General features: G+C 68.0%; 25 protein-coding genes. 13 read left to right on the top strand and 12 right to left on the bottom strand.

What is annotated here, in order from left to right:
- Positions 1–83 precede the first annotated feature (83 nt).
- Both GGQ93_RS02590 and GGQ93_RS02585 read left to right on the top strand, forming a co-directional pair.
- Positions 84–269: a hypothetical protein gene (locus tag GGQ93_RS02590; protein WP_007442649.1), complete on the top strand. Its 186-nt coding sequence runs from the start codon at positions 84–86 to the stop codon at positions 267–269.
- A 236-nt stretch (positions 270–505) separates the two neighbouring features.
- Positions 506–862: a DUF6481 family protein gene (locus GGQ93_RS02585; protein WP_054766543.1), complete on the top strand. Its 357-nt coding sequence runs from the start codon at positions 506–508 to the stop codon at positions 860–862.
- 62 nt (positions 863–924) lie between these two features.
- On the opposite strand, the gene GGQ93_RS02580 is transcribed toward GGQ93_RS02585, so the two are convergent.
- Positions 925–3,993 (bottom strand): PAS domain S-box protein, encoded by a 3,069-nt coding sequence (locus GGQ93_RS02580; protein WP_183215020.1) that lies wholly within the window; start codon positions 3,991–3,993, stop codon positions 925–927.
- A gap of 128 nt (positions 3,994–4,121) precedes the next feature.
- On the opposite strand from GGQ93_RS02580, the gene GGQ93_RS02575 reads away from it, so the two are divergent.
- From GGQ93_RS02575 to GGQ93_RS02560, 4 genes are all read left to right on the top strand, one after another.
- Entirely contained in the window at positions 4,122–4,601 is a 480-nt protein-coding gene (locus GGQ93_RS02575; protein WP_054766541.1) for a Dps family protein, read from the top strand.
- Positions 4,602–4,696: 95 nt separating this feature from the next.
- Positions 4,697–5,791 (top strand): cell wall hydrolase, encoded by a 1,095-nt coding sequence (locus GGQ93_RS02570; protein WP_054767042.1) that lies wholly within the window; start codon positions 4,697–4,699, stop codon positions 5,789–5,791.
- An 84-nt stretch (positions 5,792–5,875) separates the two neighbouring features.
- Positions 5,876–7,465 (top strand): sensor histidine kinase, encoded by a 1,590-nt coding sequence (locus GGQ93_RS02565; protein WP_221233497.1) that lies wholly within the window; start codon positions 5,876–5,878, stop codon positions 7,463–7,465.
- A gap of 74 nt (positions 7,466–7,539) precedes the next feature.
- Positions 7,540–7,947, top strand: coding sequence for a response regulator (locus tag GGQ93_RS02560; RefSeq protein ID WP_054766540.1), 408 nt, complete (start codon positions 7,540–7,542; stop codon positions 7,945–7,947).
- Between the two features lie 18 nt (positions 7,948–7,965).
- Here GGQ93_RS02560 and trxB read toward each other — a convergent pair whose 3' ends face one another.
- Complete coding sequence (gene trxB / locus GGQ93_RS02555; RefSeq protein ID WP_183215019.1) at positions 7,966–8,973, bottom strand: thioredoxin-disulfide reductase; 1,008 nt, start codon at positions 8,971–8,973, stop codon at positions 7,966–7,968.
- Positions 8,974–9,041: 68 nt separating this feature from the next.
- Here trxB and GGQ93_RS02550 point away from each other — a divergent pair, with 68 nt between their 5' ends.
- Complete coding sequence (locus tag GGQ93_RS02550) at positions 9,042–9,326, top strand: glycine zipper domain-containing protein (protein WP_201463047.1); 285 nt, start codon at positions 9,042–9,044, stop codon at positions 9,324–9,326.
- 175 nt (positions 9,327–9,501) lie between these two features.
- Here GGQ93_RS02550 and GGQ93_RS02545 read toward each other — a convergent pair whose 3' ends face one another.
- The 5 genes from GGQ93_RS02545 to GGQ93_RS02525 all read right to left on the bottom strand — a co-directional run bounded on the left by GGQ93_RS02545 (position 9,502) and on the right by GGQ93_RS02525 (position 12,473).
- Positions 9,502–10,467 carry a mitochondrial fission ELM1 family protein gene (locus tag GGQ93_RS02545; protein ID WP_183215018.1) on the bottom strand — a complete coding sequence of 322 codons (966 nt, stop codon included), beginning with the start codon at positions 10,465–10,467 and terminating at the stop codon, positions 9,502–9,504.
- Between the two features lie 183 nt (positions 10,468–10,650).
- Complete coding sequence (gene greA, locus GGQ93_RS02540; RefSeq protein WP_152950873.1) at positions 10,651–11,124, bottom strand: transcription elongation factor GreA; 474 nt, start codon at positions 11,122–11,124, stop codon at positions 10,651–10,653.
- A gap of 145 nt (positions 11,125–11,269) precedes the next feature.
- Complete coding sequence (locus GGQ93_RS02535) at positions 11,270–11,470, bottom strand: hypothetical protein (protein WP_183215017.1); 201 nt, start codon at positions 11,468–11,470, stop codon at positions 11,270–11,272.
- A gap of 55 nt (positions 11,471–11,525) precedes the next feature.
- Entirely contained in the window at positions 11,526–12,191 is a 666-nt protein-coding gene (locus GGQ93_RS02530) for a glutathione S-transferase family protein (protein WP_183215016.1), read from the bottom strand.
- A gap of 60 nt (positions 12,192–12,251) precedes the next feature.
- Positions 12,252–12,473, bottom strand: coding sequence for a hypothetical protein (locus GGQ93_RS02525; RefSeq protein ID WP_054766533.1), 222 nt, complete (start codon positions 12,471–12,473; stop codon positions 12,252–12,254).
- A gap of 128 nt (positions 12,474–12,601) precedes the next feature.
- Here GGQ93_RS02525 and GGQ93_RS02520 point away from each other — a divergent pair, with 128 nt between their 5' ends.
- On the top strand, positions 12,602–13,897 hold the full coding sequence (locus GGQ93_RS02520) for a dicarboxylate/amino acid:cation symporter (RefSeq protein ID WP_183215015.1): 1,296 nt from the start codon (positions 12,602–12,604) through the stop codon (positions 13,895–13,897).
- A 6-nt stretch (positions 13,898–13,903) separates the two neighbouring features.
- Here GGQ93_RS02520 and carB read toward each other — a convergent pair whose 3' ends face one another.
- From carB to GGQ93_RS02505, 3 genes are all read right to left on the bottom strand, one after another.
- Positions 13,904–17,203 carry a carbamoyl-phosphate synthase large subunit gene (carB, locus tag GGQ93_RS02515; RefSeq protein WP_183215014.1) on the bottom strand — a complete coding sequence of 1,100 codons (3,300 nt, stop codon included), beginning with the start codon at positions 17,201–17,203 and terminating at the stop codon, positions 13,904–13,906.
- 23 nt (positions 17,204–17,226) lie between these two features.
- Positions 17,227–17,544, bottom strand: coding sequence for a ribonuclease E inhibitor RraB (locus GGQ93_RS02510; RefSeq protein WP_224761038.1), 318 nt, complete (start codon positions 17,542–17,544; stop codon positions 17,227–17,229).
- A gap of 124 nt (positions 17,545–17,668) precedes the next feature.
- Positions 17,669–18,370 carry an HAD family hydrolase gene (locus GGQ93_RS02505; protein WP_183215013.1) on the bottom strand — a complete coding sequence of 234 codons (702 nt, stop codon included), beginning with the start codon at positions 18,368–18,370 and terminating at the stop codon, positions 17,669–17,671.
- 41 nt (positions 18,371–18,411) lie between these two features.
- On the opposite strand from GGQ93_RS02505, the gene GGQ93_RS02500 reads away from it, so the two are divergent.
- Positions 18,412–19,122: an SDR family NAD(P)-dependent oxidoreductase gene (locus tag GGQ93_RS02500; RefSeq protein ID WP_183215012.1), complete on the top strand. Its 711-nt coding sequence runs from the start codon at positions 18,412–18,414 to the stop codon at positions 19,120–19,122.
- Positions 19,123–19,147: 25 nt separating this feature from the next.
- Here GGQ93_RS02500 and GGQ93_RS02495 read toward each other — a convergent pair whose 3' ends face one another.
- The gene (locus tag GGQ93_RS02495; protein WP_224764281.1) at positions 19,148–19,384 is read right to left on the bottom strand and encodes a YbdD/YjiX family protein; all 237 of its coding nucleotides are present in this window, start codon (positions 19,382–19,384) and stop codon (positions 19,148–19,150) included.
- The gene (locus tag GGQ93_RS02490; protein WP_183215011.1) at positions 19,377–21,464 is read right to left on the bottom strand and encodes a carbon starvation CstA family protein; all 2,088 of its coding nucleotides are present in this window, start codon (positions 21,462–21,464) and stop codon (positions 19,377–19,379) included. Before GGQ93_RS02490 ends, GGQ93_RS02495 begins: the two co-directional genes overlap by 8 nt.
- A gap of 189 nt (positions 21,465–21,653) precedes the next feature.
- On the opposite strand from GGQ93_RS02490, the gene murC reads away from it, so the two are divergent.
- From murC to murB, 4 genes are all read left to right on the top strand, one after another.
- Positions 21,654–23,066 carry a UDP-N-acetylmuramate--L-alanine ligase gene (gene murC / locus GGQ93_RS02485; protein WP_183215010.1) on the top strand — a complete coding sequence of 471 codons (1,413 nt, stop codon included), beginning with the start codon at positions 21,654–21,656 and terminating at the stop codon, positions 23,064–23,066.
- 69 nt (positions 23,067–23,135) lie between these two features.
- Entirely contained in the window at positions 23,136–23,381 is a 246-nt protein-coding gene (locus tag GGQ93_RS02480; RefSeq protein ID WP_007389869.1) for a type II toxin-antitoxin system VapB family antitoxin, read from the top strand.
- Positions 23,381–23,776, top strand: a complete 396-nt coding sequence (locus GGQ93_RS02475) for a type II toxin-antitoxin system VapC family toxin (protein ID WP_183215009.1) — start codon at positions 23,381–23,383, stop codon at positions 23,774–23,776. The genes GGQ93_RS02480 and GGQ93_RS02475 overlap by 1 nt, the downstream gene beginning before the upstream one ends.
- Positions 23,773–24,681, top strand: coding sequence for a UDP-N-acetylmuramate dehydrogenase (gene murB / locus GGQ93_RS02470; protein ID WP_183215008.1), 909 nt, complete (start codon positions 23,773–23,775; stop codon positions 24,679–24,681). The genes GGQ93_RS02475 and murB overlap by 4 nt, the downstream gene beginning before the upstream one ends.
- The last annotated feature ends 92 nt before the right edge of the window (positions 24,682–24,773 follow it).

Raw genomic sequence — 24,773 nt, 5'->3', positions numbered from 1 at the left:
TTTCCGTATTCGCCAGTTCTGGATCGCGCTGGGAACCTCAAGCGCGGCGCGGCGTTCAAGCGTGACCTTTTTGGAGAGACGCCATGTCGCGCATGATCATCACGACCTGCATCGCCGCCGGCGCCCTGGCGCTGACGGCTTGCGGGACCACAATCGAGCAAAAGGCCGCCAGCGGCGCGGTGGCGGGGGCTGTGGTGGGCGGACCCGTGGGCGCCGCCGTCGGTGGAGCGGCCGGAACCGCCGTCGGCCAGGCGCAGAAGCCCAACTGACGAACCCGCCGTTGCGCCTGCTCTTGTAACGGGGCGGGCGCGACCTATCTGCATCACTGGAGCAGGTAAGGGCGCCTCAAGCGCGCCATTTCGTGCGCGCGGCCGATTTCGTGGCGGCGAACCTTGCTTTTGGTCCCTGCATAGGCTTTGTGCGCCCCGCTTCGGGACGCGCGCGTTCTCCGCCGCCCGACCCCCGATGGCCGCTGGCCGATCACAAGGAACCCTGACGCTTTCGCATGAAAGATTTGAAGACCGGATTTACCGACCGCCTGACCGCCCAGCAGGAAGCCAAGAAGGCTCTGCTCGCCAAGTTCAAGCCCAAGCCCGCCGCCCCCGATCCCGAATTCGAGCGCCTGGCTGAGAAGCGCGCCGCCGAAAAGGAAGCCCTGCGCCAGCAGCACGAACTGGCCAAGGCGGAACAGCGCCGCGAGAAGGCCGAGAAGGAGGCTGCGCGCCTGGCCGCCGAAATGGCCGCTCAGGAAGCGATCGAGGCCGAGAAGCGGGCCGACCGCAAGGCGCGCAAGCAACTGACCAAGGAAGAGCAGAAGGCCAGGCGCGACGCGCGCTACGCCGCCCGCAAGGCGCGCCGCTGAGGCGGCCTTGGAACTGACGAAGAAAAACGCGCCGCAGCCTCTGCGGCGCGTTTTTCTTGGATCTAATGGTTTGGCCGCGGCCCCGCCGTCGAAAGAACGGCGCGCAATTGCTCGGGCGAATAGGGTTTGCGCAGGAAGGGCCAGGGCGTGTCGGCCAGAACCTGATCCACGTCGTCGCCCACATAGCCCGAGGTCAGGACGATCCGCATCTGGGGCCGGTCCCGCGCCGCCTGACGCGCCAGGTCCAAGCCGCTCATGCCGCCCGGCATGACCACATCGGTCAACATGACGTCGAAGCGCGCCCGTTCCAGGGCCTTCAGCGCCTCGGGGCCGTTCTCGACCCATTCGACGTCCAGGCCGAAGCTTTCCAACTGATCCAGGGCGATGGCTGCGACATCCGCGTCGTCCTCCACCAGCAGCAGGCGGTGGCCGTTCGGCAGGGCGGCGTCGACGTCGGCCGGTTCGGGCGACGGGGCGGCCTTGTCCGCGATCAGCGGCGGCAGATAGAGGCGAATCTCCGAGCCGCGGCCGGGGCTGGAAGCGATGTGGACCCCGCCGCCCGACTGTCGCGCGAAGCCATAGACCTGGCTGAGGCCCAGGCCCGTTCCCTTGCCGATCGGCTTGGTGGTGAAGAAGGGTTCGAAGACGCGGTCGATGACATCGGCCGACATGCCCGATCCGTTGTCGGACACGGCGACGCAGACATAGTCGCCCGCCGCCAGTTCCGGGATCTGCCCCGCCGAGACGGAACAGGCCTGGGTTTGGATCGTGATGCGGGCGCCGGCGCGGACGGGGCCGTCTCGACCCGATCGAGGCGGGCCGTCGGCCTTGCTGGCCGCATCGGCTGATGCGGCGTCGCGCCCGGTCACGTCGCCCAGGGCGTCGCGGGCGTTGACGACCAGGTTCAGCAGGGCGGCCTCGAACTGAGCGGGATCGACGTTGACGCGAACGCCGCCGCGCTTCAGCCGGATCTTGAAGTCCACGGCCTCGCCGACGGCCCGGCGCAGCAAGGGCTCGCCCTCGCGGATCAGGCCGTTCAGATCGACCGGTTCGGGACGCAGGGCCTGACGGCGCGAAAAGGCCAGAAGCTGGTGGGTCAGGCTCTCGCCGCGACGGGCGGCGGCCAGGGCGGCCTCGCCCAGCTTCTTGCGTTTTGCGGCGTCGTCGGAGCGCAGGATGATGTCCAGCGCCCCGATCACCACCGTCAGCAGATTGTTGAAATCGTGGGCGACACCGCCGGTGAGGCGGCCGACCGCCTCCATCCGCTGGGCGTGCATCAGATGGGCCTCTGCGGCGGCCTTTTCGGTCAGGGCCTCCGCGACCCGCTCCTCCAGCAGCTCATTGATGTGTTTCAGGTCGTCCTCGGCGCGCTTGGCGTCGGTGACATCGATGGTGGCGCCGACATAGCCTTGGAAGGCGCCGGCCGCATCGAAGCGGGGCACGCCCTCGGTCCGGAGCCAGCGCAGCCCCAGGGTCGGATGATTGGCCCGGCTGAGCGCCTCGAACCGATCCCGCGCCTGGAAGGCCCGCAGGAAGGCGGCGTCGAACACCGTCTCGTCGTCCGGATGCATCAGTCTGCGCCAGCCGTCCAGCAGCTGGCGCTGCGAGCGGATGTCGCAGAACAGCCGATAGCGTTTGTTGGCGAAGACGATCCGGGGCGTCGCATCCGTCATCCAGATCATGGCCGGAGCGCTGTCCGCGACGGTGCGGAACCGGCTTTCGGATTCGGTCAGCCGGGCCTGGGCCTCGCGCATGTCGGTGACGTCGAAGGCGACGCCGACGAAGCCGATCAACTCGCTTCCGGCCATGCGCGGACGAGAGAAGGATTTCAGCCAGCGCCACTCGCCGTCATGACGCCGATACCGAGCCTCCAGAGAAAACGGTTCTCTCGTCGCCTCTCCGGCCAGGGACTCTCGAAGGATGCGGTCCTGGTCGTCCGGGTGCAGTCGGGCGCGCCAGTCCGCCGCAAGGGCCGTCTCATAGTCCGCGCCGAAGAAGTCCGCATAGGCCTGGTTGATGAAGGCGCGGCGGCGATCCTGGCGCGTGACCCAGATCAGGACCGGCGCGGTGTCGGCGATGGCGCGGAAGCGCTGTTCGCTCTCGCGGGTCTCGGTCTCGGCGCGGGCGCGTTCGATCTCGACCCAGGTGCGGGCGGCGACCTCCTCGACCAGCTGGACCTCCGCGTCAGTCCAGCGTCGGGGGGCGGCGGCGTGGACATAGAGGAAGGCGCGCAATCGGCCGTTGCGGATCAGCGGCGCTCGGATCAGGGCGCGGGTCTGGATTTCGGCGAAGGCGGCGGCGATGTCGGCCGAACGGGGGTCGTCGCGGACGTCGTCGATGCGGATGGTCCGACCGTCGAACAGGTCTGCGACGAGGGCGGGATTGAAGACGCTCGGCGCGCGCCCGTGAACGCTGGCGACGCCCTGAATCCAGTCGCGGCTCAAGGAGACGACTTCGCCCGTCTCGTCCACCTCGCCGTAGCCGACGCGGTTCGCGCTCAGCAGGCCGCCCAGGGACGCCTCGACCTCGGCCATCATCCGCTCCGGGTCGGACAGGTCGCGCAGGCGGTCGCTGAGGTTCAGAAGGAAATGCTGGCGGCGCTCGGCGCGGGCGGCCTTCTCCAGCGGTTCGCGCGCCCCGTCCACGTTCAGGTTGATCCCGGCATAGCCCAGAAAGGCGCCGGTCTCGTCAAACCGCGCGTTGGACAGGGACAGGGCCGAGACGACGGAATCCAGCCGGATCAGGGTCTGGCGCAAGGAGGCGCCCAGCCAGGTGCAGAACAGGCCCACCAAGACGAAGTTGGAGGTGGCGACCACGCCCAGATGCGGGGTCGTCGGGCCGGGGTTCAAGGCGACCAGCGCCCAGCCGCCCAGCAGAGACCCCGCAACCGCCGTCAGACCCGCCAGACGTCCGCCGGCCAAGGCCGCCAGAATGACGCCCGGCAGTAGGATCATGAAGCCGGTGATCCCGCCGTAAAAGCCGGCGGTGGCCGCCCGCACCGCCAGTCCTGCGCCGGCGCCGGCCAGTCCGACTAGAATTCTCCGCCAGGCGGGACCGGACTTCAGACGGGCGAGAACGAGGAGACCGGCTTCGGCGTTCAGAAATCGGCGAAAGACCGCGCCTGGCGTCATATTGTGCCCGTCCCCTCACGTCGTTCGATGCGACGTTATGTGATGCAACGCTTGTTGCGGTTTTGCGTTCCTGCCTGCCGGATTCCGTCTAGATTGCCGGCGACGAACTCACACCCACGGAGCGTATTATGACCGCAACCATTGACACCGGACTGTCCCAGAGCGAGCGCGGCGACGTGGTTGAGCAACTGACCCGGGTTCTGGCGGACGCCTACGCCGTCTATCTGAAGACCCACGGCTATCATTGGAACGTGCGGGGGCCTGAATTCTTCTCGCTGCACAATATGCTGGAGCAGCAGTATCGCGACCAGTGGGCGGCCCTGGACGACATCGCCGAACGTATCCGCGCCCTGGGCGAGTTGGCGCCGCAGGGCTACGGCGCCTTCGCCAACCTGACCAGTATTCGCGACGGCGAGCCGGAAAAGGACGCGCCCGACATGCTGCGCGAGCTGATGCGCGATCATGAGACCTTGATCGCCACCATGCGCTCCGCCCTGGACGTGGCGGACGGGGACGGCGACGACGTGACCGTGGATCTGCTGACCCAGCGTCTGGCGGCGCACGAGAAGTTCGCCTGGATGTTGCGGGCCAGCCTGGGCGGTCGATAAGGCGGATCGGCGGTCCGCCTGAAAACGGCCCCGAAATGCGGGCACGGTCCGGGCCTCCTGCGTCCATGACCTGGTCGCGCCTGCTGTGGAACAGAATGGTCCTTACCCATTGGAACCGGATTTGGGCGGCGGTCAGGCGCTCGGCTGCGGCCTTGCCCGCCGCCGCCGCCGTGCTGGGCGTCGCCCTGTCGGCCGGCTCGGCCGTGCGGCCGGACGCGGATCGGACGGCGGAGGCCGTGGCGCGGATCACCCAGGGCGATCTGGGGCCCCACGGCCTGGCCGCTCTTGAGGGGCGGCTGAGCGCCTCGCAGCTGGCCCTGGCGCAGCGGCACGATCCGGCCCTGACCCCGGCGGCCTTCACCCCAGGTGCGACCCTGGCGACGGCCGGAGCCCTGCGTCCGGCGCGGCCCTTCGTCTTCAAGGGCGGGGCCGAGGATCGCCGTCGCGCCCTGCGGTGCCTGACCCAGGCGGTCTATTACGAGGCGGCGCTGGAGTCCGACGAGGGCCAGGCGGCGGTGGCTCAGGTGGTGCTGAACCGCGTGCGCGATCCCAACTACGCCGACACGGTGTGCGGCGTTGTGTTTGAAGGCGCCGAGCGGACGACCGGGTGCCAGTTCAGCTTCACCTGCGACGGCGCCCTTTCTCAGGCGCCGGTTCCCTGGGCGTGGGAGCGGGCGCGCAAGGCGGCCGAAAAGGCCCTGAACGGCTATGTGGCCCAGACGGTGGGGACCGCCACCCACTATCACGCCGACTATGTGGATCCCTGGTGGGCGCCGACCGTCTCGCGCGTCAACAAGATCGGGACGCACGTCTTCTATCGCTGGAAAGGGCTTTACGGCGAGACCGCCGCCTTCCGCGCCGTTTACAAGGGGCGGGAGCCCCTGATCGATGAAGCGCGGTTCGCCCGCCCCCGACCCGGCGTCCAACCCGGCCAGGGGACCGGAGGCCCGGACCCGGACGCGGTCCCCGCCGAGGCAGGGCAGGCGGCCCCGCTTAAGACCGTCGAGGTCGATGGACGTCAAAGGGTGGTGGGCGTGGTCAGCCTTGGCGGACGTCGTCTGCCTACCCAGGAAGAGGTCGCCGCCATCAATGCGCGGCTTCAGGCCCTGGAGGCCAAGCCGGAGCCGGAGCCCGCTCCGGCAGGCGTCGCCGTGATGGCGGTGGAAGAGGTCGGACGCCCCGCCAAGTGAAGCGATTGGCGTTCTAATGCAACGCTTGCGCGGGTCGAGCATTGAAGCTGCTGATCCCGCTTACGGCCTCGAAAGGACGCCTGTTTGACCGACCCCATTGCTGAACCTGCACGGTGGGATGAGTCCGAGCGTCTGGCGGCCCTGAGAGACTACGGCATTCTGGATACGGCGCGCGAGGCCGCCTTTGACGACGTGGTGGCCTTGATCGCCCGCATCTGCGAGACCCCGATCGCGGTCGTCAATCTGATCGACTCCGGACGGCAGTGGTTCAAGGCCGAGGTCGGGCTGGGCGTGCGCGAGACGCCGCTGGCGACCTCCTTCTGCGCCCACGCTCTGTTGAATGAGGACGGGCTGGTGGTGCCGGATGCGACGAAGGACGCCCGGTTCGACGGCAATCCTCTGGTGCATGAGGCGCCGGGCTTGCGCTTCTATGCGGGGCGGTTGCTGAAGACGCCCAGCGGCCTGCCCTTGGGCACCCTGTGCGTTCTGGACACCCAGCCCCGGCCGGAAGGTCTGACTGAGCTTCAGGAGACGGCGCTCAAGACCCTGGCCGGTCAGGTGATGTCGCAGATGGAACTGCGCCGCGCCCTGCGTCAGAGAGACGAGGGCCGGGACGCGCTTGAACGGGCCTTGGAGGCGTCCGACGACGTCGCCGCCCGGCTGAGGGCCAGCGAGGCCCAGTTCCGGGTGCTGGCCGACGCCATGCCCCAGATGGTCTGGTCGACGCGGCCCGACGGCTTCCACGACTACTACAATGCGCGCTGGTACGAGTTCACCGGCGTGCCCGCCGGATCGACGGACGGCGAAGGCTGGAACGACATGTTCCATCCCGACGATCAGCAGCGGGCCTGGGCCCGCTGGAGCCGGTCGCTGGAGACGGGCGAACCCTATGAGATCGAATATCGGCTGAAGCACCATTCGGGGGTCTATCGCTGGACCTTGGGGCGGGCGGTGGCGATCCGCAACGAGGATGGCGAGATCACCCGCTGGTTCGGCACCTGCACCGACATCGACGAGCTGAAACGGCTGGAGCAGGGTCGCGAACTGGTCAGCCAGGAGCTGAGCCACCGGATCAAGAACATCTTCGCCGTGGTCACGGCGCTGGTGGCCCTGTCGGCCCGTCAGTATCCTGAGGCCCGGGCCTTTGCTTCGTCTCTGCGGACCCGTATCGCCGCCCTGGCCCGCGCCCATGAGTTCGTCCGACCGCACACGGAGGCGTCTCAGCCGACGGTTGGGGCCACCACCCTGCACACCTTCCTGGCGGATCTGTTCAGGGCGTACAGCGATGACACGGGCGCTCCGCGCGTTCACATCAGCGGCGACGACGCCGTGTTCGACGACCAGGCGGCGACCTCCGTCGCCCTGCTGTTCCACGAACTGGCCACCAATGCGGCCAAGTACGGCGCCCTGGCGGCGACGGCGGGGCGGGTCGAACTGATCACCCGCCGCGACGAAGACCGGTTCGTCCTGACCTGGACGGAGATCGGCGGCCCGAAGATCGAGGGCCCGCCTGAGCGTCAGGGCTTCGGCTCCTCGCTGGCCAGCCTTTCGGTCGAGGGTCAGTTGGGCGGACGGCTGCAGCGCGAATGGGCGGCCGACGGTTTAAGAATTGTTGTGGATTTGCCCGCTACGGCGCTGTCCCGACGCCGGGCGGCGGAAAGAGATCGGCTTTAGCCACCCTGACTGAAACCGATCGCCGTTTTCTGCGTTTTGTCCGCCATAGAACATAAGCACCCGCCTCCCGCCTCATGACCGCCCGCATCCTGATCATTGAAGACGAAGCGCTCGTCGCCATGGAGCTGCGTTTCGTCCTGGAAGACTTGGGCCATAAGGTCGTGGGTGTGGCGTCGACGTCGAAGTCGGCCCAGAATCTGGCGCGTGAAAATGAGGTCGATCTGGCCCTGGTCGACATCCACCTGTCCGACGGCCCCACGGGCATAAGCCTGGGGCGCGAGCTGGGCCAGGAGATGGGCGTGACCGTCCTGTTCATGACCGCCAATCCGGGCATGGTGCGCGACGGCGTCGCGGGCGCCATTGGCGTCCTGTCAAAGCCGACCGATGAACAGGCGGTGCAGACGGCGGTCGATTACGCCCTGCGCCGCCGCACAGGCCAGCCGGTCCAATATGCGCCGCCGGGTCTGCAGCTGTTCGCCTGACTCCGCCCGTCCGGACGTTCACCAGACGCCGATCTTCTCGGCTTCCTTATGGCTGATGGGATGGTTGGCCTTGGCGTGGTCTTCCTCGGCCAGGAAACGGCTGGCTTCGAGCGCGGCCATACAGCCCATGCCCGCCGCAGTCACAGCCTGGCGATAGACGTCGTCGGTCACGTCGCCGGCCGCCCACACGCCCTCGATTGCGGTCTGGGCCGTGCCGGGTTTGACGCGGATATAGCCGCCCGAATTGGTCTCGAGCTGACCCTTGAACAGTTCCGACGACGGGGCGTGGCCGATGGCGATGAAGACGCCGTCGGCGGGGATCTCCTGGGTCGAACCGTCCTGAACGTTCTTCAAGCGAACGCCGGTGACGTTGCGGGCGACGCCGTCCACCACGCCCAGAATCTCTTCCACCGCCACGTTCCAGATCACCTCGACCTTGGGGTGGGCGAACAGGCGGTCTTGCAGGATCTTCTCGGCGCGGAACTCGTCGCGACGGTGGACCACCGTGACCTTGGCGGCGAAGTTGGTGAGGAACAGCGCTTCCTCGACGGCCGTGTTGCCGCCGCCGACCACGACCACGTTCTTGCCGCGATAGAAGAAGCCGTCGCAGGTGGCGCAGGCGGAGACGCCGAAGCCCTGATAGGCGGCCTCGGACTCCAGACCCAGCCACTTGGCCTGGGCGCCCGTGGAGATGATGACCGTCTCGGCCAGGATTTCCTCGCCGCCGTCCAGCTTCAGCCGGAACGGGCGCTGCGACAGATCGGCGGAGACGACGATGTCGTGGATGACTTCCGTGCCGACGTGCAGGGCCTGGGCCTGCATCTGCTCCATCAGCCAAGGGCCCTGAATGGTCTCGGCGAAGCCGGGATAGTTCTCGACGTCGGTGGTGATGGTCAACTGGCCGCCGGGCTGGAGACCGGCGATGACGACGGGGTTCAGCGAGGCGCGGGCGGCGTAGATGGCGGCGGTCCAGCCGGCGGGGCCGGAGCCGATGATGGCGACGCGGACGGTACGAGCTTGGGTCATGCGCCTATTTAGGGGCTGATTCCCGTTTGCGCGATGCTAGTCTCGCCGGAGATGAAGGGGAGATGAGAATGACCAACAAGAACGCGGCCTTCCTGCCGATCGGGATCGGCATGGGTCTGTCGATCGGCGTGGCCCTGGGCGTCGCGATGGACAATGTCGGCCTGGGGCTCGCCCTGGGCACGGCCATCGGATCGGGCCTCGGCGTGGCCTTGATGGGCGCGGCGAACGCCAAGGCCAAGAAGGGCGACGGTTCGGACGGCGGCGCCGTCCCGCCGACGTCGGACACGTCAGGCTGCGCCGACTCCAGCGCGGACGGCGGCTGTGACAGTGGCGGCGGAGGGGGCGGCGACTAAAGGCCACTCCAAATTTTTTAGTGCACTTTCGTGCAGATTTTTGCGAGTGGTTCTTAGGTTGCATCCTGACGCCAGCGGGTGGCTTGCACCACGGCTGCGTCAGAATCGGACGCAGAAGATTATCCTCCCTGTTGCGCTCATGTCGGCGAAAGCCGGGATGAGCGGCGTGATCGGCTTACCGCGCTCGCATCGCCTCCAGCACGGCATGGGCCGCCCGGTCGGTTTCCGCCAGGGGGGCGTAGGTCCAGCGGTCCAGCGCCCCGTCGAAGGGACGGGTCGCGCCTTGGGATTGAAGATCCTCGTGCAGGCGGGCGAACTTGCCGGCGGGCTTCAGCGCGACCATGGGCAGGATGTGAACCGGCTTGCCGGTCGAGGAAGCCTCGGCGGCCATGTTGGCGCTGTCCTGCGTGACCAGCACATGGTCGGCGAAATGCAGGAAGCCGAACAGGGGGTTGTCGCCGGTCCCGTCCCAGATCCAGCCGGGCAGGCCCGACAGGCGTTCGGTCATCACCGCCTTGGCCGCTTCTGGCGTTCGGCGCGAGAAGGTCAGCATCAGCGAACCGCCTGAGGCCCGGACGGCGGCGGCGATCCGGTCGGCCAGGTCCGCCGCATGGGCCTGGGTCAGGTCGAAAGCCTTGGACCGGCCGCCGATCAGGACGGCGACGCGGGGATGGGGCAGGGGGGCGATCCGGTCGGCGAAGGCCGGGGCGGCCTGGGCGATCCGCTCCGGCGTGACGCGATGAGGGGAGCCGGTGATTTCAAAGACATTGTCGCCCGACAGGTCGTCATGGGCCGGGGCGACGATCAGGTCGTAGCGGTCGTTCGCCCAGCGCGGATCCTGGGTCTGAACCACGAAGGTCTTGCCGCCGCTCCAGCGCTTGATGCGGGTCGAGAGGGGCAGGGTCGCCCGGCCGGCGGCGATCCAGAGATCGGGCCAGGGCGCCGCGAGCGGGGCGGACGCCAGCATGGCCGGGGTCTTCAGCGCCGACGGCAGGCGGTCGAACAGGGGCCGCCAGCGGATCTGTTTGACCGTGATCTCGGCCGGGGTCAGGCGCTGAACCGCCTCGGCCAAGCCCAGGGCCTGGTTCTCTATGCCGGTGCGGCCGTCGGAGACGACCCAGATGGAGACGGGGTCAGACATCTGTTCTGTCTCCCCCCTCCGAGGAGGGGGAGCGAGCGAAGCGAGGCCGGGTGGGGCGGGCACGGCGACGCCCCACAGACAAGGGGCCGATCGAGCAAGAGCGGCCCGCCGGGCCGCCCCCACCCCGTCGCTGCGCGACGACCCTCCCCGGAACGGGGAGGGAGACGGTTATTCGATCTGTGGTTATTTCCACTCGACCTTGAGGATCTCGTAGGCCTTGACCCCGCCGGGGGTGTTGACCTCGACCACGTCGCCGACCTCCTTGGAGATCATCGCGCGGGCGATCGGCGAGGCGATGGAGATCTTGCCCTTCTTCACATCGGCCTCGTGTTCGCCGACGATCTGATAGCAAGCCTCTTCTTCCGTGTCCTCGTCGACCACGGTGACGGTGGCGCCGAACTTGACCTGATTGCCCGACAGTTTCGACACGTCGATGACCTGGGCGCGGCTGATCTTGTCCTCGATCTCGGCGATCTGGCCCTCGATCCAGCCCTGACGCTCCTTGGCGGCGTGGTATTCGGCGTTTTCGGACAGGTCGCCGTGCTCGCGGGCCTCGGATATGGCCGCGATGACGGCCGGCCGCTCGACCGACTTCAATTGCTTCAGTTGATCGTCGAGGACACGGTAGCCCTCGCCCGTCATCGGCACTTTTTCCATTGGTGTCGTGATTTTTCTGGTTCGCCCGGAGACTGGAAAGACGCGAAATAGGCAGACAAAAGGCCGCGGGGCGGGCGCGGCCGGGCATAGACAATAGGGCTTATCACGCCGCAATTCAAGGGCGCGCCGCCGCGCCCGATCGAGATCAGGCGCGAGCGGGGGGTTTGGTCTTGCCGCTGCGGTGGGTGACGCTCTTGATGAGGCTGTAGGCCAGCCAGCCGACGGCGGCCAGGCCCATCAGCATGAACAGGCTCGACGCCACCGCGGCGCCGGCCGCCATGAAGGCCAGGATGAAGGCGACGGCCGCGACGAGTCCGGCCACGATCTGAATGGTTTGAAGGCGCATGAGACGTTAACGTCTTCATCCCCGTCGGGTTGCGCGGCGCATCCCCGCGACGCCATCACGCATAGGTGTAGGGGCCGCCCCGTTCCAGCGCCCGCTGATAGGCGGGACGGGCGTGGATGCGTTGCAGGAAGGCGGCCAGGCGCGGCTTGGTCGCTATGTCGAAGGCCCGATCCGCCCCTGCCTCGACCGGGAAACTCATCATGATGTCGGCGGCGGTGAACTGATCCCCGGCGAACCATTCGGACCGGCCCAGCTCGTCCTCCCAGAAGCCGATATGGGTGCGAAGCTGCGGATCGACGAAGCCGCTCTGGGCCTTGGCGGCGATTCCGTTGACGAGGGGTTTGAGCAGGGCGGGGGCGCGGCGGGGCAGCAGGCCGAACACCAGTTTCAGCAGCAGGGGCGGCATGGCCGACCCTTCCGCATAGTGCAGCCAATAGGTGAAGCGCCGCGCCTCTTCCGTGCCGGGAGGCGGGCGCAGCCGGCCCCGGCCGTGGGCGTCCAGCAGATATTCGACGACGGCGCCGGTCTCGGCGACCTTGATCGCCCCGTCCTCGATGACGGGGGACTTGCCCAGCGGATGGACGGCGATCAGTTCGGGCGGGGCCAGCCGGGTCTTGGCGTCGCGTTCGTAGCGCACGACCTCATAATCCAGCCCCAGCTCCTCCAGCAGCCAAAGGACGCGCTGGGACCGGCTGTCGTTCAGATGGTGGACCTTGATCATCGGGCGGTTCCTCATGCGGTGGAACGGACTATTCCGCCCCGCCGTCCGGGAAGTCCAGACCTATCGCGGAGACCGACCGCTCCATCTTGAACGGGGCTGCGGACGGGCCTTGGACGCCGTCTGATGCTGGGTCTGACCCGCCTTCTGACGGCGGTTGCGCCAGACCTCCAGCGCCAGTGTGGCCAGGGCCAGTTTGCCGGCGTGGCGCCCGGCCAGACGCCGCCCGCCGCGCGACAGCAGAAGGCTGCCGACCAGGGGGACGATGGAGTTCAGACGCGGCATGGAAGCCTCCTTTGTTTCCGGCTCAACGCGCGGCGGCGGGGGCGTTTCCACCTGCGACGACATGGGCTGACGACGGGCGATAGAAGGTTTAACGCGCGCGCGGACGAAACCGGTGCTAGCCGTGGCGTATGCGCTCTTCCCGACTCGCCGCCTTCTTCACCTCGCTCAGCTTCGCTGTGATCGCCGCCCTCGTCGCCGGGGTGGTCGTCGGCGCCTTGGCCCAAGGCGCCGATGCGCCCCTGTTGACCGGAGGGTTGGGCGTGATCGAGAGCCTGGGGCAGGTCTGGCTGAACGCCCTTCGAATGACCGTCATCCCCCTGGTCTTCAGCCTTCTGGTGACGGGGATCGTCTCCATCGCCGATGCGGCGGCGACGGGGCGGATCGCGGCGCGGGCCCTGACGGTGTTCGGCGTCCTGCTGGTCGGGGCGACGGTCTACGCCATCCTGGCGGGCCTGGGGCTGTTGGCCCTGTGGCCCATTGACCCAGAGGCGGGCCGCGCCCTCCTGGCCGGAGTGTCGTCCGATGTGGCCCAGACGGCGGGCGAGGCGGCCCGGACCGACGGGTTCCGCGCCTTTCTGGCCAGTCTGGCGCCGGCCAATCTGATCAAGGCGGCGGCCGACGACGGGGTTCTGGCGGTCGTGGTCTTCGCCGTGGCCTTCGGCTTCGCCGCGACCCGGATCAAGCCCGAGCTGCGCCGCCCCCTGGCCGGCTTCTTCGAGGCGGTGGCCGAGACCCTGGTGGTGATCGTGCACTGGGTGCTGCTGGCCGCGCCTTTCGGGGTCTTCGCCCTGGCGCTCGGCGTGGGCTTGCGGGCCGGGCTGGGGGTGGCGGGCACCCTGGCCCACTATGTCGCCGTCGTCTGTCTGAGCCAGATCGGCCTGATCCTGATCCTCTATGTCGTGGCGACTTTATGGGGGCGGATGTCTCTGGCCCGGTTCGCGCGCGCCGTGGCCCCGGCCCAGGTGGTGGCCGTCTCGACCCAGTCGTCGCTGGCCAGCCTGCCGGTGATGATCGAGCGGGCGCGCGACTGGCTGGGCGTGCCCCAGACCTCGGCGGGCCTGGTGCTGCCCCTGGCGGTGGCGGTGTTCCGCATCACCAGCCCGGTCGCCAATCTGGCCGTCTGCCTCTATGTGGCCCAACTGAACGGGGTGGATCTGAGCCTGTCCGCCCTGGTCGCCGGCGGACTGACGGCCATCGCCGTCTCGATCGCCTCGGTCGGCCTGCCGGGTCAGGTCAGCTTCTTCGCCGCCATCGGGCCCATCTGTCTGGCCATGGGCCTGCCGCTCGGCGTCCTGCCCCTGCTGCTGGCGGTCGAGGTCATCCCCGACATCTTCCGCACCGTCGGCAACGTCACCGCCGACCTGGCCGCGACACGGATCGTGGCGGGAGAGGACGCCGCGCCGGAAGCCGATCCGGCGTCCTGATGGCCGTCAGGCGTAGTCCTGGATCGCCTTCACATCCAGGTCGCCGGCCTTGATGGCGCCGATGGCCTGGGCGGCGGCCAGGGCCCCCGCCGTGGTGGTGTAGTAGGGGATCTTCATCATCAGGGCGGTGCGGCGCAGCGAGAAGCTGTCCTGCAGCGACTGCTTGCCCGAGGTGGTGTTGAAGACCAGCTGGACCTCGCCGTTCTTCATGGCGTCGACGATGTGGGGACGGCCTTCCAGCACCTTCTTGACCAGGCCGACCTCAATCCCCTGGGCGGCCAGATAGTCGCGGGTGCCGCCGGTGGCGATGATGGAGAAGCCCTGGGCCAGCAGGGTCTTCACCGCCTCGACGATGAAGGGCTTGTCGTCCTCCTTGACCGAGACGAAGGCGCAGCCGGAGGTCGGCAGCTTGGCGCCGCCGCCGATCTGGGACTTGGCGAAGGCGCGGGCGAAGGCGGGGGCCATGTCGGCCTCGCCCTCGCGCTTCCAGTCCAGGCCCATGACCTCGCCGGTCGAACGCATTTCCGGGCCCAGGATGGTGTCCACCCCGGCGAAGCGGGCGAAGGGGAAGACGGCTTCCTTGACCGCGATATGGTCATAGGGGGCGTCGGTCAGGCCGAAGGAGGCCAGGGGCGCGCCCGCCATGACCTTGGCGGCGATCGAGGCGATGGGCCGGCCGATGGTCTTGGCCACGAAGGGGGCCGTGCGGCTGGCGCGCGGATTGACCTCCAGCACGAAGATGCGCGGCTCAGCGCCGTGCGGCTCCTCGATGGCGAACTGGACGTTCATCAGGCCGCGCACCTTCAGGGCCTTGGCCATTTCGGTGGTCTGGCGCTTCAGCTCGGCCACCGTCTCGGGGCGCAGCGACCAGGGCGGCATGGAGCAGGCGCTGTCGCCGGAATGCACCCCGGCTTCTTCGATATGCTCCAGCACCCCCGCGACGAAGACGGTCTCGTCGTCGCACAGGGCGTCCACGTCCACCTCGGTGGCGCGGTTCAGATAGTGGTCGATCAGGACGGGATCGTCGCCCGAGACGCGCATGGCCTCATGGACGTAGCGGTCCAGCTGCTCGCGGTCGTGGACGATCATCATGCCGCGGCCGCCGAGCACATAGGAGGGGCGCAGGACGACGGGATAGCCGACCTCTTCGGCCTTTTGCGCGGCCTCTTCGGCGCTGCGGGCCAGGGCGTTGGGGGGCTGACGCAGGCCGATGGCCTCCAGCATCTGCTGGAAGCGCTCGCGGTCCTCGGCCAGGTCGATCGAGTCGACGCTGGTGCCCAGGACGGGGATGTCGTCCTCCTGAAGCGCATGGGCCAGTTTCAGCGGGGTCTGGCCCCCGAACTGGACGACGACGCCGATCAGATCGCCCTTGGACCGCTCGACCTCGATCAGCTCCAGCACGTCCTCGGCCGTCAGGGGCTCGAAATACAGGCGGTCGGAGGTGTCGTAGTCGGTCGAGACGGTCTCGGGGTTGCAGTTGACCATGATCGACTCGACGCCGATGTCGTCGAAGGCGAAGGCCGCGTGGCAGCAGCAGTAGTCGAACTCGATCCCCTGGCCGATCCGGTTCGGGCCGCCGCCCAGGATGACGGCCTTCTTCCTGTCCGACGGTTCGGATTCGCACTCGGGAACCTGGCCCAGGGCGCCGGTCTCATAGGTCGAGTACATATAGGCGGTGGCGCTGGCGAACTCGGCCGCGCAGGTGTCGATCCGCTTGAAGACGGGGCGGACGTTCAGGCCGCGACGGGCGGCGCGGACCTCTTTCTCGGTCTTGCCGGTCAGAGCGGCCAGACGGGCGTCGGAGAAGCCCTTGGCCTTCAGGCGGCGGAACTCGGTCGGGTCGGTCGGCAGGCCCTTGATGCGGACGTGGCCTTCCTCGCGCACGATGTCGGCGATCTGGCGCAGGAACCAGGGCTCGTAGGAACAGGCGGCTTGAACCTCTTCCACCGTCAGGCCGTGGCGGAAGGCCTGGGCGATGACGCGGATCCGGTCGGGGGTGGGCACGCCCAGGGCGCGGACCACGGCGGCGCGGGCGGCGCCGGCGTCCTCGACATCGGCGACGCCGTCGATCTCGATCTCGTCGAAGCCGGACAGGCCGGTCTCAAGCCCGCGCAGGGCCTTCTGCATCGATTCCTGGAAGGTGCGGCCGATGGCCATGACCTCGCCCACCGACTTCATCGAAGTGCCCAAGAGGGGCTCCGAGCCCGGATATTTCTCGAAGGCGAAGCGCGGGATCTTGGTGACCACATAGTCGATCGACGGCTCGAAGCTGGCCGGGGTGACCTGGGTGATATCGTTCTGCAGTTCGTCCAGGGTGTAGCCGACGGCCAGACGCGCGGCGACCTTGGCGATGGGGAAACCGGTCGCCTTGGAGGCCAGGGCGGACGAGCGCGACACGCGCGGGTTCATCTCGATCACGACCATGCGGCCGTCCTTGGGGTTGATCGCCCACTGGACGTTCGATCCGCCCGTCTCGACCCCGATTTCGCGCAGGACGTTGATCGAGCCGGTCCGCATCCGCTGATATTCCTTGTCGGTCAGCGTAAGCGCAGGGGCGACGGTGATGGAGTCGCCGGTGTGGACCCCCATCGGATCGACGTTCTCGATGGAGCAGATGATGATGCAATTGTCCGCCGTGTCGCGGACGACCTCCATCTCATACTCCTTCCAGCCCAGCACCGATTCCTCGATCAGCACCTCGGTGGTTGGCGACAGGTCCAGGCCGCGCAGGACGATCTCCTCGAACTCCTCGCGGTTGAAGGCGATGCCGCCGCCGGTGCCGGCCAGGGTGAAGGAGGGACGAATGACGGCGGGCAGGCCGACGTATTCCAGCCCTTCCAGCGCCTCTTCCATCGAATGGGCGGCCTTGGAGCGGGGCGATTCCAGACCCAGCTTGTCCATGGCGTCGCGGAATTTCTGGCGATCCTCGGCCTTGTCGATGACCTCGGCTTTCGCGCCGATCATCTCGACCCCGTACTTCTTCAGCGCGCCCGAGGCGTCCAGGGCCAGGGCGGTGTTCAGCGCGGTCTGGCCGCCCATGGTGGGCAGAAGGGCGTCGGGGCGTTCCTTGGCGATGATCTTTTCGACCATCTCGGGCGTGATCGGCTCGATATAGGTGGCGTCGGCCACCTCCGGGTCGGTCATGATGGTGGCGGGGTTGGAGTTGACCAGAATGACCCGGTACCCCTCGGCCTTCAGCGCCTTGCACGCCTGGACGCCCGAATAGTCGAACTCGCACGCCTGACCGATGACGATGGGGCCGGCGCCGATGATGAGGATCGACTGGATGTCTGTGCGTTTGGGCATGGGGAGGGCCTCTTCTTTTTGTTCTAGTGGGTCACGACCGCGCATTCCCAGCCGTCGTACTCCAGCTGGAAGGCCGCGGCCCAGGTCTGCATCATGGCCGAGACGGGCGCAAAGCTCGCCGCATCGACCGCCATGGTGGTCTCGAGAATCGTCATGTCGCCCTCGCCGCGCGCAATGAAGCCGGCGCGCCGCGCCACCTCGCACAGGTCGCCGTGGGCGTCCTCGTCGCCGAGGAAGAAGAACAGCGTATGGCGCGGCGTCACGCCGCTGTCGCCCTGCTCGGCCAGCGCCGCGCGCACCATGGCGTCGCGTTCGTCATGACTGATGTCCGAGGCGTGCACGGGGCGAGCGGATCCTTGGTTCTTTGCGCGCGCATAGCCGCCGCAGGGCGTCGCCATGCGGAGCTTGCGTCGGGTTGTCGGTTAAGCGGCCCGTTTAGAGAGGGAGGGGCGGGGGGGCAAGAGCTTATGCGTCGGCGACGGCCGCGATCCAGTCGGGCAGTTCGCCGATCCGGGAAAGGGATCCGTAGCGCGGCTCGTTCACCGGGGCGTCGGCGAGTTCGTGGGCCCAGGTGACGGGGTAGGGGATGTGGACGCCGAAGGCGCCGGCGGCGATGGCGGGCAGGACGTCGGACTTCATCGAATTGCCGGCCATGACGGCTTCGGCCGGGCCTGTGCCGTGGCGGGTGAAGACCCGTTCATAGGTGGCCCGGTCCTTTTCCGAGACGATCTCGACCGCCGCGAACCGGTCGCCCAGGCCCGAGGCGGCCAGCTTGCGTTCCTGATCCAAGAGGTCGCCCTTGGTGATCAGGACCAGGCGGTAGTTTTCAGCCAGTTCGGCGACCACCTCGTCCACCCCGGGCAGGGTCTCGACCGGATGGGCCAGCATTTCGCGGCCGGCCGCCAGGATCTCGCGCACCACCTCGGGCGGGGCGCCGCCGTCGCACAGCTCCATGGCCGTCTCGATCATCGACAGGGTGAAGCCCTTCACGCCGTAGCCGTAGAGGCGCAGGTTGCGCTGCTCGGTCTCGGCCAGGCGCGCCTCGATCGTGGCGGCGTCGCCGTGGTCGTCCAGCAGGTCGACGAAGCGGGCGTGGGTCAGACGAAAGATCGTCTCATTGTGCCAGAGGGTGTCGTCGGCATCGAGGCCGACCGTGGTGATGCTCATGACGCGCCCCTATCATGGGACGAAACGGGAGGGGAGACGGGATGAACGGATCTGCGGTGGTGATCGGGGCGACGGGCGGGCTCGGTCGAGCCCTGACGCAGCGTCTGGTCGCCGAGGGCGCGTTCGATCCCGTCTGGGCCGTGTCGCGTTCGGCGACGGCGGCACCCGGCGCCCAGGCCCTGGCGGCCGATCTGGAGGACGAGGCGGGTCTGGCCCAGGCGGCGGCGCGGGTCGCGCAAGGCCCGGCGCCGACCCTGGTGCTGGTCGCGACCGGCGTCCTGCACGACGGTTTCCAGCCCGAGCGGTCCCTGCGTCAGCTTGAGGCCGAGCATCTGCTCAGGGACTATCGGATCAATACGGTGGGGCCGGCCCTGGTCGCCAAACATCTCCTGCCCCTGCTGCCGCGCGACCGGCGGGCGGTGTTCGCGGCCCTGTCGGCGCGGGTCGGTTCGATCGGCGACAATCGGCTGGGCGGCTGGTACGCCTATCGCGCGTCCAAGGCGGCGCTGAACATGATCCTGCGCAATCTGGCGATCGAGACGGCGCGGACCCACCCCCTGGCGGTGGTCGCCGGGCTTCATCCCGGCACGGTGGACACGGGGCTGAGCGCGCCGTTTCAGAAGGGGGTGGGGGAGGGACGGCTGTTCAGCCCGGATCATTCGGCCGAACGGCTGCTGGCGGTGGCGGCGGGGTTGACGCCGGGGGACAGCGGCGGGGTCTTCGCCTGGGACGGGGCGCGGATTCCGGAATGAGGACGGCGAAGTCCAGGCCGTCAGCTCAGCAGCATTTGAAGCCGCCGGCGCCGCCGAAACGGCGCTGCTCGTGCAGGCGGAAGAAGGCGATCTTGTCCAGAGGCGGCTGGTCGGGGTGGGTCGCGGTCGCATGCCGGACATAGGCCTCATAGTCCGGCTGGCCGATCATGGCGCCGGCCGTGCGCCGGACGCCGCGACCCCACCGAACGGCGGCGTCGCGGCACAGGCACAGCAGATCGTCCTGGCCCGAGGGATCAGGCACGGGCGACGTCCGCCGCATCGTCGGCCGGGGTCAGATCGTGCGCCTCGGGATATTCGCGCACGGTCGGGCGGCTGTTCAGATAGGCCTTGCGACAGGCCAGGACGCCATAGATCACCATGGTGACGACCACGAACAGGAAGCCCGCCGTCAGGGCGGAGTTGACGTAGTCGTTGACGATGATCCGGTGCATGTCGCCGGCGGTCTTGGCCGGGGCCAGCAGTTCGCCGGCGCCCAGGGCCTCCTGATACTTCCGGGCGTGGGCCAGGAAGCCGATGCGGACGTCCGGATGGAACAGCTTCTGGAAGCCGGCCGTCAGGGTGCAGATCAGGAGCCAGGTCGCCGGGACGACCATGACCCAGGCGAACCGCTCCCGCTTCATCTTGAACAGGACGACCGTGCCCAGGATCAGGGCGACGGCGGCCAGCATCTGATTGGCGATGCCGAACAGGGGCCACAGGCTGTTGATGCCGCCCAGCGGATCGACGACGCCCGTATAGAGGAAATAGCCCCACAGGCCGACCGTAAGCGCCGTGGCGACGACGTTGGCGCCCCAGGACTTGGTCTCGCGCATCCTGGGCACGGCGACGCCCAGCAGGTCCTGGATCATGAAGCGGCAGACGCGGGTGCCGGCGTCGACCGTGGTCAGGATGAACAGGGCCTCGAACAGGATGGCGAAATGGTACCAGAAGGCCATCATGGCCTTGCCGCCGATCACGCCCGACAGGATGTGGGCCATGCCGACCGCCAGGGTGGGGGCGCCGCCCGCGCGCGACAGGATCGAATGCTCGCCCACGTCCCGGGCCAGTTGCTCCAACTCGCCGGGGGTGATGTGGAAGCCCCACTGGGCCACGGCGGCGGCGGCCGAGGCCGCGTCCTTGCCGATGACGGCGACCGGGCTGTTCATGGCGAAATAGACCGCCGGGTCCAGAACCGTGGCGGCGATCAGGGCCATGACGGCGACGAAGCTTTCGCACAGCATGGCGCCGTAGCCGATCATCGGGATCTGGGCTTCGTTCTCCAGCAGCTTGGGCGTGGTGCCCGACGAGATCAGGGCGTGGAAGCCCGAAACCGCGCCGCAGGCGATGGTGATGAACAGGAAGGGGAAGAGGGCGCCGGCGAAGACCGGGCCGGTGCCGTCGATGAAGGGGGTGATCGCGGGCATCTGCAGGTGCGGACGCACGATCAGTATGCCGATGGCCAGGGCGACGATGGCTCCGATCTTCAGGAAGGTCGACAGATAGTCGCGCGGCGCCAGCAGCAGCCAGACCGGGATGACCGAGGCGATGAAGCCGTAGACCATCATCAGTATGGCCAGGGTCGGACCCGTCAGGGTGAAGGCCGGGCCCCAGAACGGGTCAGCCGCCACATGGCCGCCGCCGATGATGGCCAGGATCAGCAGGACCACGCCGATGACCGACACCTCGCCCACGCGGCCGGGCCGCAGGAAGCGGGTGTAAAGGCCCATGAAGACGGCGATGGGAATGGTGGCGGCGACGGTGAAGGTTCCCCACGGGCTCTCGGCCAGGGCCTTGACCACGACCAGGGCCAGGACGGCCAGGATGATGACCATGATCATCAGCACGCCCACCTGGGCGATGACGCCGGGGATATTGCCCATTTCGGTGCGGATCATGTCGCCCAGGGACTTGCCGTCGCGCCGGGTGGACATGAACAGGACCATCATGTCCTGCACCGCTCCCGCCAGCACCGCCCCGACCAGGATCCACAGCACGCCGGGCAGATAGCCCATCTGGGCGGCCAGCACCGGCCCGACCAGAGGCCCCGCGCCGGCGATGGCGGCGAAGTGGTGGCCGAACAGGACGTTTCTGGGCGTCGGCACATAATCCAGGCCGTCGTCGCGCCGCACCGCCGGGGTCGGGCGCGAGGGCTGCAACTGCATGACCTTGCCGGCCAGGTAGCGACTGTAGAAGCGGTAGGCGATCGCATAGGTGCAGACGGCGGCGACCACCATCCAGACCGCGCTGACGCTTTCGCCCTGGTGCAGGGCGATGACGCCCAATGAGACGGCCCCCAGGATCGCGATGACCCCAAATACCAGAGGGGTTCCAAGTTTGCCCACGACCTACTCCTACTCGACCGGACGACTGACGATTTCGCGTCCTGTTTGCACGATAGGCCCGCCGAAGGCCAATCGACTAAAGTCGTAGGCAGGGCCCGGCGTTCCGGCGCGCGATCCGTTCGCGCGGCTTCGAAACTTGGATACACGCCCCCCCGTGCAATCCGCCAAATCTATTGCTAAGCGCATCGGATGATCGCTCGCCTTCGCCCCGTCCCGTTCGACCTCGGTCCCGTCCATTTCGTCGGCATCGGCGGCATAGGCATGAGCGGCATCGCCGAGATCATGCTGAAGATCGGCTATTCGGTTCAGGGCTCGGACGCCAAGGCCAGCGCCAACACCGAACGTCTGGAGAAGCTGGGGGCCAAGATCTTCATCGGCCACGACGCCGCCCATGTCGGCGAGGGCGTCTCGGCCGTGGTCTATTCGACGGCGGTCAAGGCCGACAATCCCGAGATGAAGGCCGCGCGCGAGCGTCGCATCCCCCTGGTGCGCCGGGCCGAGATGCTGGCCGAGCTGATGCGGCTGCAGTTCTCCATCGCGGTCGGGGGCACCCACGGCAAGACGACGACGACCTCCATGGTCGCGGCCTTGCTGGACGCGGCCGGTCTGGACCCGACGGTGGTCAACGGCGGCATCATCAACGCCTACGGCACCAACGCCAAGGTCGGCGACGGCGACTGGATCGTGGTCGAGGCGGACGAGAGCGACGGCAGCTTCCTGCGTCTGAAATCGACGGTCGCCATCGTGACCAATATCGACCCGGAACACCTGGACCACTACGGCGACTTCGACGCGGTGCGGAAGGCCTTCGTCGATTTCGTCGAAAACATCCCCTTCTACGGCTTCGCCGCCGTCTGCCTGGACCATCCCGAGGTGCAGAAGCTGGTCGCCTCGATCGATAACCGGCGGCTGGTGACCTATGGGACCAATCCCCAGGCCATGGTGCGGGCCGAGGGTTGCCAGATGGGGCCGGACGGCGCCCGGTTCGACGTGGTGATCCAGAACGGCGAAACGCACCGGATCGACAATCTGCACCTGCCGATGGCGGGCTGGCACAATGTCTCCAACGCCCTGGCCGCCATCGCCGTGGCGCGCGAGCTGGACGTATCCGACGAGGCGATCCGCGAGGGCCTGGCCGGGTTCGGCGGCGTCAAGCGTCGCTTCACCACGACGGGCGTGGTGAACGGGGTGCGGATCGTCGATGACTATGGCCACCACCCGGTCGAAATCGCCGCCGTGCTGAAGGCGGCGCGTCAGGTTAGCGAGGGCCGGGTCATCGCCGTGGTCCAGCCGCACCGCTACACCCGTCTGCGCGACCTGATGGACGACTTCTCGACCAGTTTCTCCGACGCCGACAGCGTGATCGTCGCCGACGTCTATCCGGCCGGCGAACAGCCGATCGACGGGGTGGACAAACACGCCCTGACCGACGGAATCCGTCGCTACGGCCACCGCCATGTCCAGGCGCTGGAGAACGCCGCCGTCCTGCCGCGCCTGATCAAGGAAGAGGCCCGGTCGGGCGACGTGGTCGTGCTGCTGGGCGCCGGCGACATCACCAGCTGGGCCTATGGCCTGCCGGCGCAGCTGGAGGCGCTGGGCTGACGCCCGGCTTGTCCGGCGGGGTCTGGAAAGTATATACTTCGGCGTGACGGTATATCCTTGGAGGATGCCATGGCCCTTTATGTGAAGGACCCCGAAGTCGATCGGATGGCCGAACGCCTCAGCCGCATCGGAGGCATCAGCAAGACCGAGGTGGTGCGTCGCGCCCTGCGTCGTCAGTTGGAGCAGGTTGAAGAGCCCGGCGATCTGGTGAAACGTATTGAGGCGTTCGTTAGCGATCTGCAGGCGCGGGCCCCGCGCGAACGCGGCGAGCCGATCGACAAGGCGTGGATCGACAGCCTTTATGAGCGCGATTGATGTTCATCGACGCCTCGGCGCTGACGGCCATTCTGATCGATGAACCAGACGCAGGCGACTTGCGTGTGCGCCTCGCCGCGAGAGTCCCAAGATCGACGTCGCCCATGGCGGTTTGGGAAACGGTGTTGGCGGTGTCGCGCCGCAGAGTGATGGAAATCGAAGACGCCGAAGGCGTGGTCGAGGATTTCCTCCGTCTCGCAAAGATCGAGGTGGTCGCCATTCCCGCTGAGGTGCGGCGCGAGGCGATCCGCGCTCACGCCCGATACGGCAAGGGCCGTCACCCCGCGGCATTGAACTTCGGCGACTGTTTCGCCTATGCCTGCGCCCGCCACGCGCGGTCGCCCCTGCTGTACAAGGGCGACGACTTTTCCCGGACCGACATCGAAGCCGCATGACCGAGATCACCCTTCCCCCCGTTCGCGGCAAGCTGCTGCGGGACGAACCGCTCGGCCCCTACACCTGGTTCCGCGTCGGCGGCGCGGCCGAGGCCCTGTTCATTCCGGCGGACGCGGAAGACCTGGCTGATTTCCTCAAAGCCCTGGACCCGTCCGTGCCCGTGACCGTGCTGGGCGTCGGATCGAACGTCATCGTCCGCGACGGCGGGGTCGAGGGGGTGGTGATCCGCCTGGCCGGCCGGCCCTGGGCCCAGGTGACGACGGACGGCGACACGATCACGGCCGGCGCCGGGGCGCTGGACTCCATGGTGGCCAAGGCCGGCGCCAAGGCCGGGATCGCCGGGCTGGAATTCTACGCCGGCATTCCGGGTACGGTCGGCGGCGCCCTGACCATGAACGCCGGCTGCTATGGCTCGGAGACCAAGGATGTGCTGGTCTCGGCCTGGGGGCTGAACCGCAAGGGCGAGCGGGTCGATTACGCCCTGGCCGACTTCGGTTACACCTATCGCCATTCGCAGGCGCCGGCCGACATCATCTGGGTTGAGGCCGTCTATCGTGGAACCCCGGACGCGCCCGAGGCGGTGCAGGCCCGGATCGACGAGATCACCAGCCGCCGCGAGACCACCCAGCCGATCCGCGAAAAGACCGGGGGATCGACCTTCAGGAACCCGCCCGGCCATTCGTCGTGGAAGCTGGTCGACGAGGCCGGCTGGCGCGGCAAGCTGCACGCCGAAACCGGAGGAGGGGCCATGTTCAGCGAGCTGCACTCCAACTTCATGATCAACCCCGGCGATGCGACGGCGGCCGACATCGAGGGCCTGGGCGAGGCGGTGCGGGCGGACGTCCTGAAGAAGACCGGCGTTCAGCTGGAGTGGGAGATCAAGCGGATCGGCCGCCGCCTCTGATCGCCCGCTCTGATCGGCGGATTTCGACGCACAAATTTCACCTCGCGCGGGCGACAAGGTTGACGGCCTGTTAAACATCTCGGCCGCAATCG

The sequence above is a fragment of the Brevundimonas aurantiaca genome (genome assembly GCF_014199955.1).
GTDB lineage: Bacteria > Pseudomonadota > Alphaproteobacteria > Caulobacterales > Caulobacteraceae > Brevundimonas > Brevundimonas aurantiaca.
This window is presented reverse-complemented; position numbering and strand designations above follow the sequence as displayed.

Coding starts and splice junctions, on each gene's coding strand:
- GGQ93_RS02500 (WP_183215012.1), top strand. CDS start 18,412: ATGAACGGATCTGCGGTGGTGATCGGGGCGACGGGCGGGCTCGGTCGA.
- GGQ93_RS02550 (WP_201463047.1), top strand. CDS start 9,042: ATGACCAACAAGAACGCGGCCTTCCTGCCGATCGGGATCGGCATGGGT.
- GGQ93_RS02585 (WP_054766543.1), top strand. CDS start 506: ATGAAAGATTTGAAGACCGGATTTACCGACCGCCTGACCGCCCAGCAG.
- GGQ93_RS02505 (WP_183215013.1), bottom strand. CDS start 18,370: ATGAGCATCACCACGGTCGGCCTCGATGCCGACGACACCCTCTGGCAC.
- GGQ93_RS02545 (WP_183215018.1), bottom strand. CDS start 10,467: ATGTCTGACCCCGTCTCCATCTGGGTCGTCTCCGACGGCCGCACCGGC.
- GGQ93_RS02535 (WP_183215017.1), bottom strand. CDS start 11,470: ATGCGCCTTCAAACCATTCAGATCGTGGCCGGACTCGTCGCGGCCGTC.
- GGQ93_RS02530 (WP_183215016.1), bottom strand. CDS start 12,191: ATGATCAAGGTCCACCATCTGAACGACAGCCGGTCCCAGCGCGTCCTT.
- murC (WP_183215010.1), top strand. CDS start 21,654: ATGATCGCTCGCCTTCGCCCCGTCCCGTTCGACCTCGGTCCCGTCCAT.
- GGQ93_RS02570 (WP_054767042.1), top strand. CDS start 4,697: ATGGTCCTTACCCATTGGAACCGGATTTGGGCGGCGGTCAGGCGCTCG.
- carB (WP_183215014.1), bottom strand. CDS start 17,203: ATGCCCAAACGCACAGACATCCAGTCGATCCTCATCATCGGCGCCGGC.
- GGQ93_RS02575 (WP_054766541.1), top strand. CDS start 4,122: ATGACCGCAACCATTGACACCGGACTGTCCCAGAGCGAGCGCGGCGAC.
- GGQ93_RS02520 (WP_183215015.1), top strand. CDS start 12,602: ATGCGCTCTTCCCGACTCGCCGCCTTCTTCACCTCGCTCAGCTTCGCT.
- murB (WP_183215008.1), top strand. CDS start 23,773: ATGACCGAGATCACCCTTCCCCCCGTTCGCGGCAAGCTGCTGCGGGAC.
- GGQ93_RS02525 (WP_054766533.1), bottom strand. CDS start 12,473: ATGCCGCGTCTGAACTCCATCGTCCCCCTGGTCGGCAGCCTTCTGCTG.
- GGQ93_RS02475 (WP_183215009.1), top strand. CDS start 23,381: ATGTTCATCGACGCCTCGGCGCTGACGGCCATTCTGATCGATGAACCA.
- greA (WP_152950873.1), bottom strand. CDS start 11,124: ATGGAAAAAGTGCCGATGACGGGCGAGGGCTACCGTGTCCTCGACGAT.
- trxB (WP_183215019.1), bottom strand. CDS start 8,973: ATGACCCAAGCTCGTACCGTCCGCGTCGCCATCATCGGCTCCGGCCCC.
- GGQ93_RS02580 (WP_183215020.1), bottom strand. CDS start 3,993: ATGACGCCAGGCGCGGTCTTTCGCCGATTTCTGAACGCCGAAGCCGGT.
- GGQ93_RS02590 (WP_007442649.1), top strand. CDS start 84: ATGTCGCGCATGATCATCACGACCTGCATCGCCGCCGGCGCCCTGGCG.
- GGQ93_RS02480 (WP_007389869.1), top strand. CDS start 23,136: ATGGCCCTTTATGTGAAGGACCCCGAAGTCGATCGGATGGCCGAACGC.
- GGQ93_RS02560 (WP_054766540.1), top strand. CDS start 7,540: ATGACCGCCCGCATCCTGATCATTGAAGACGAAGCGCTCGTCGCCATG.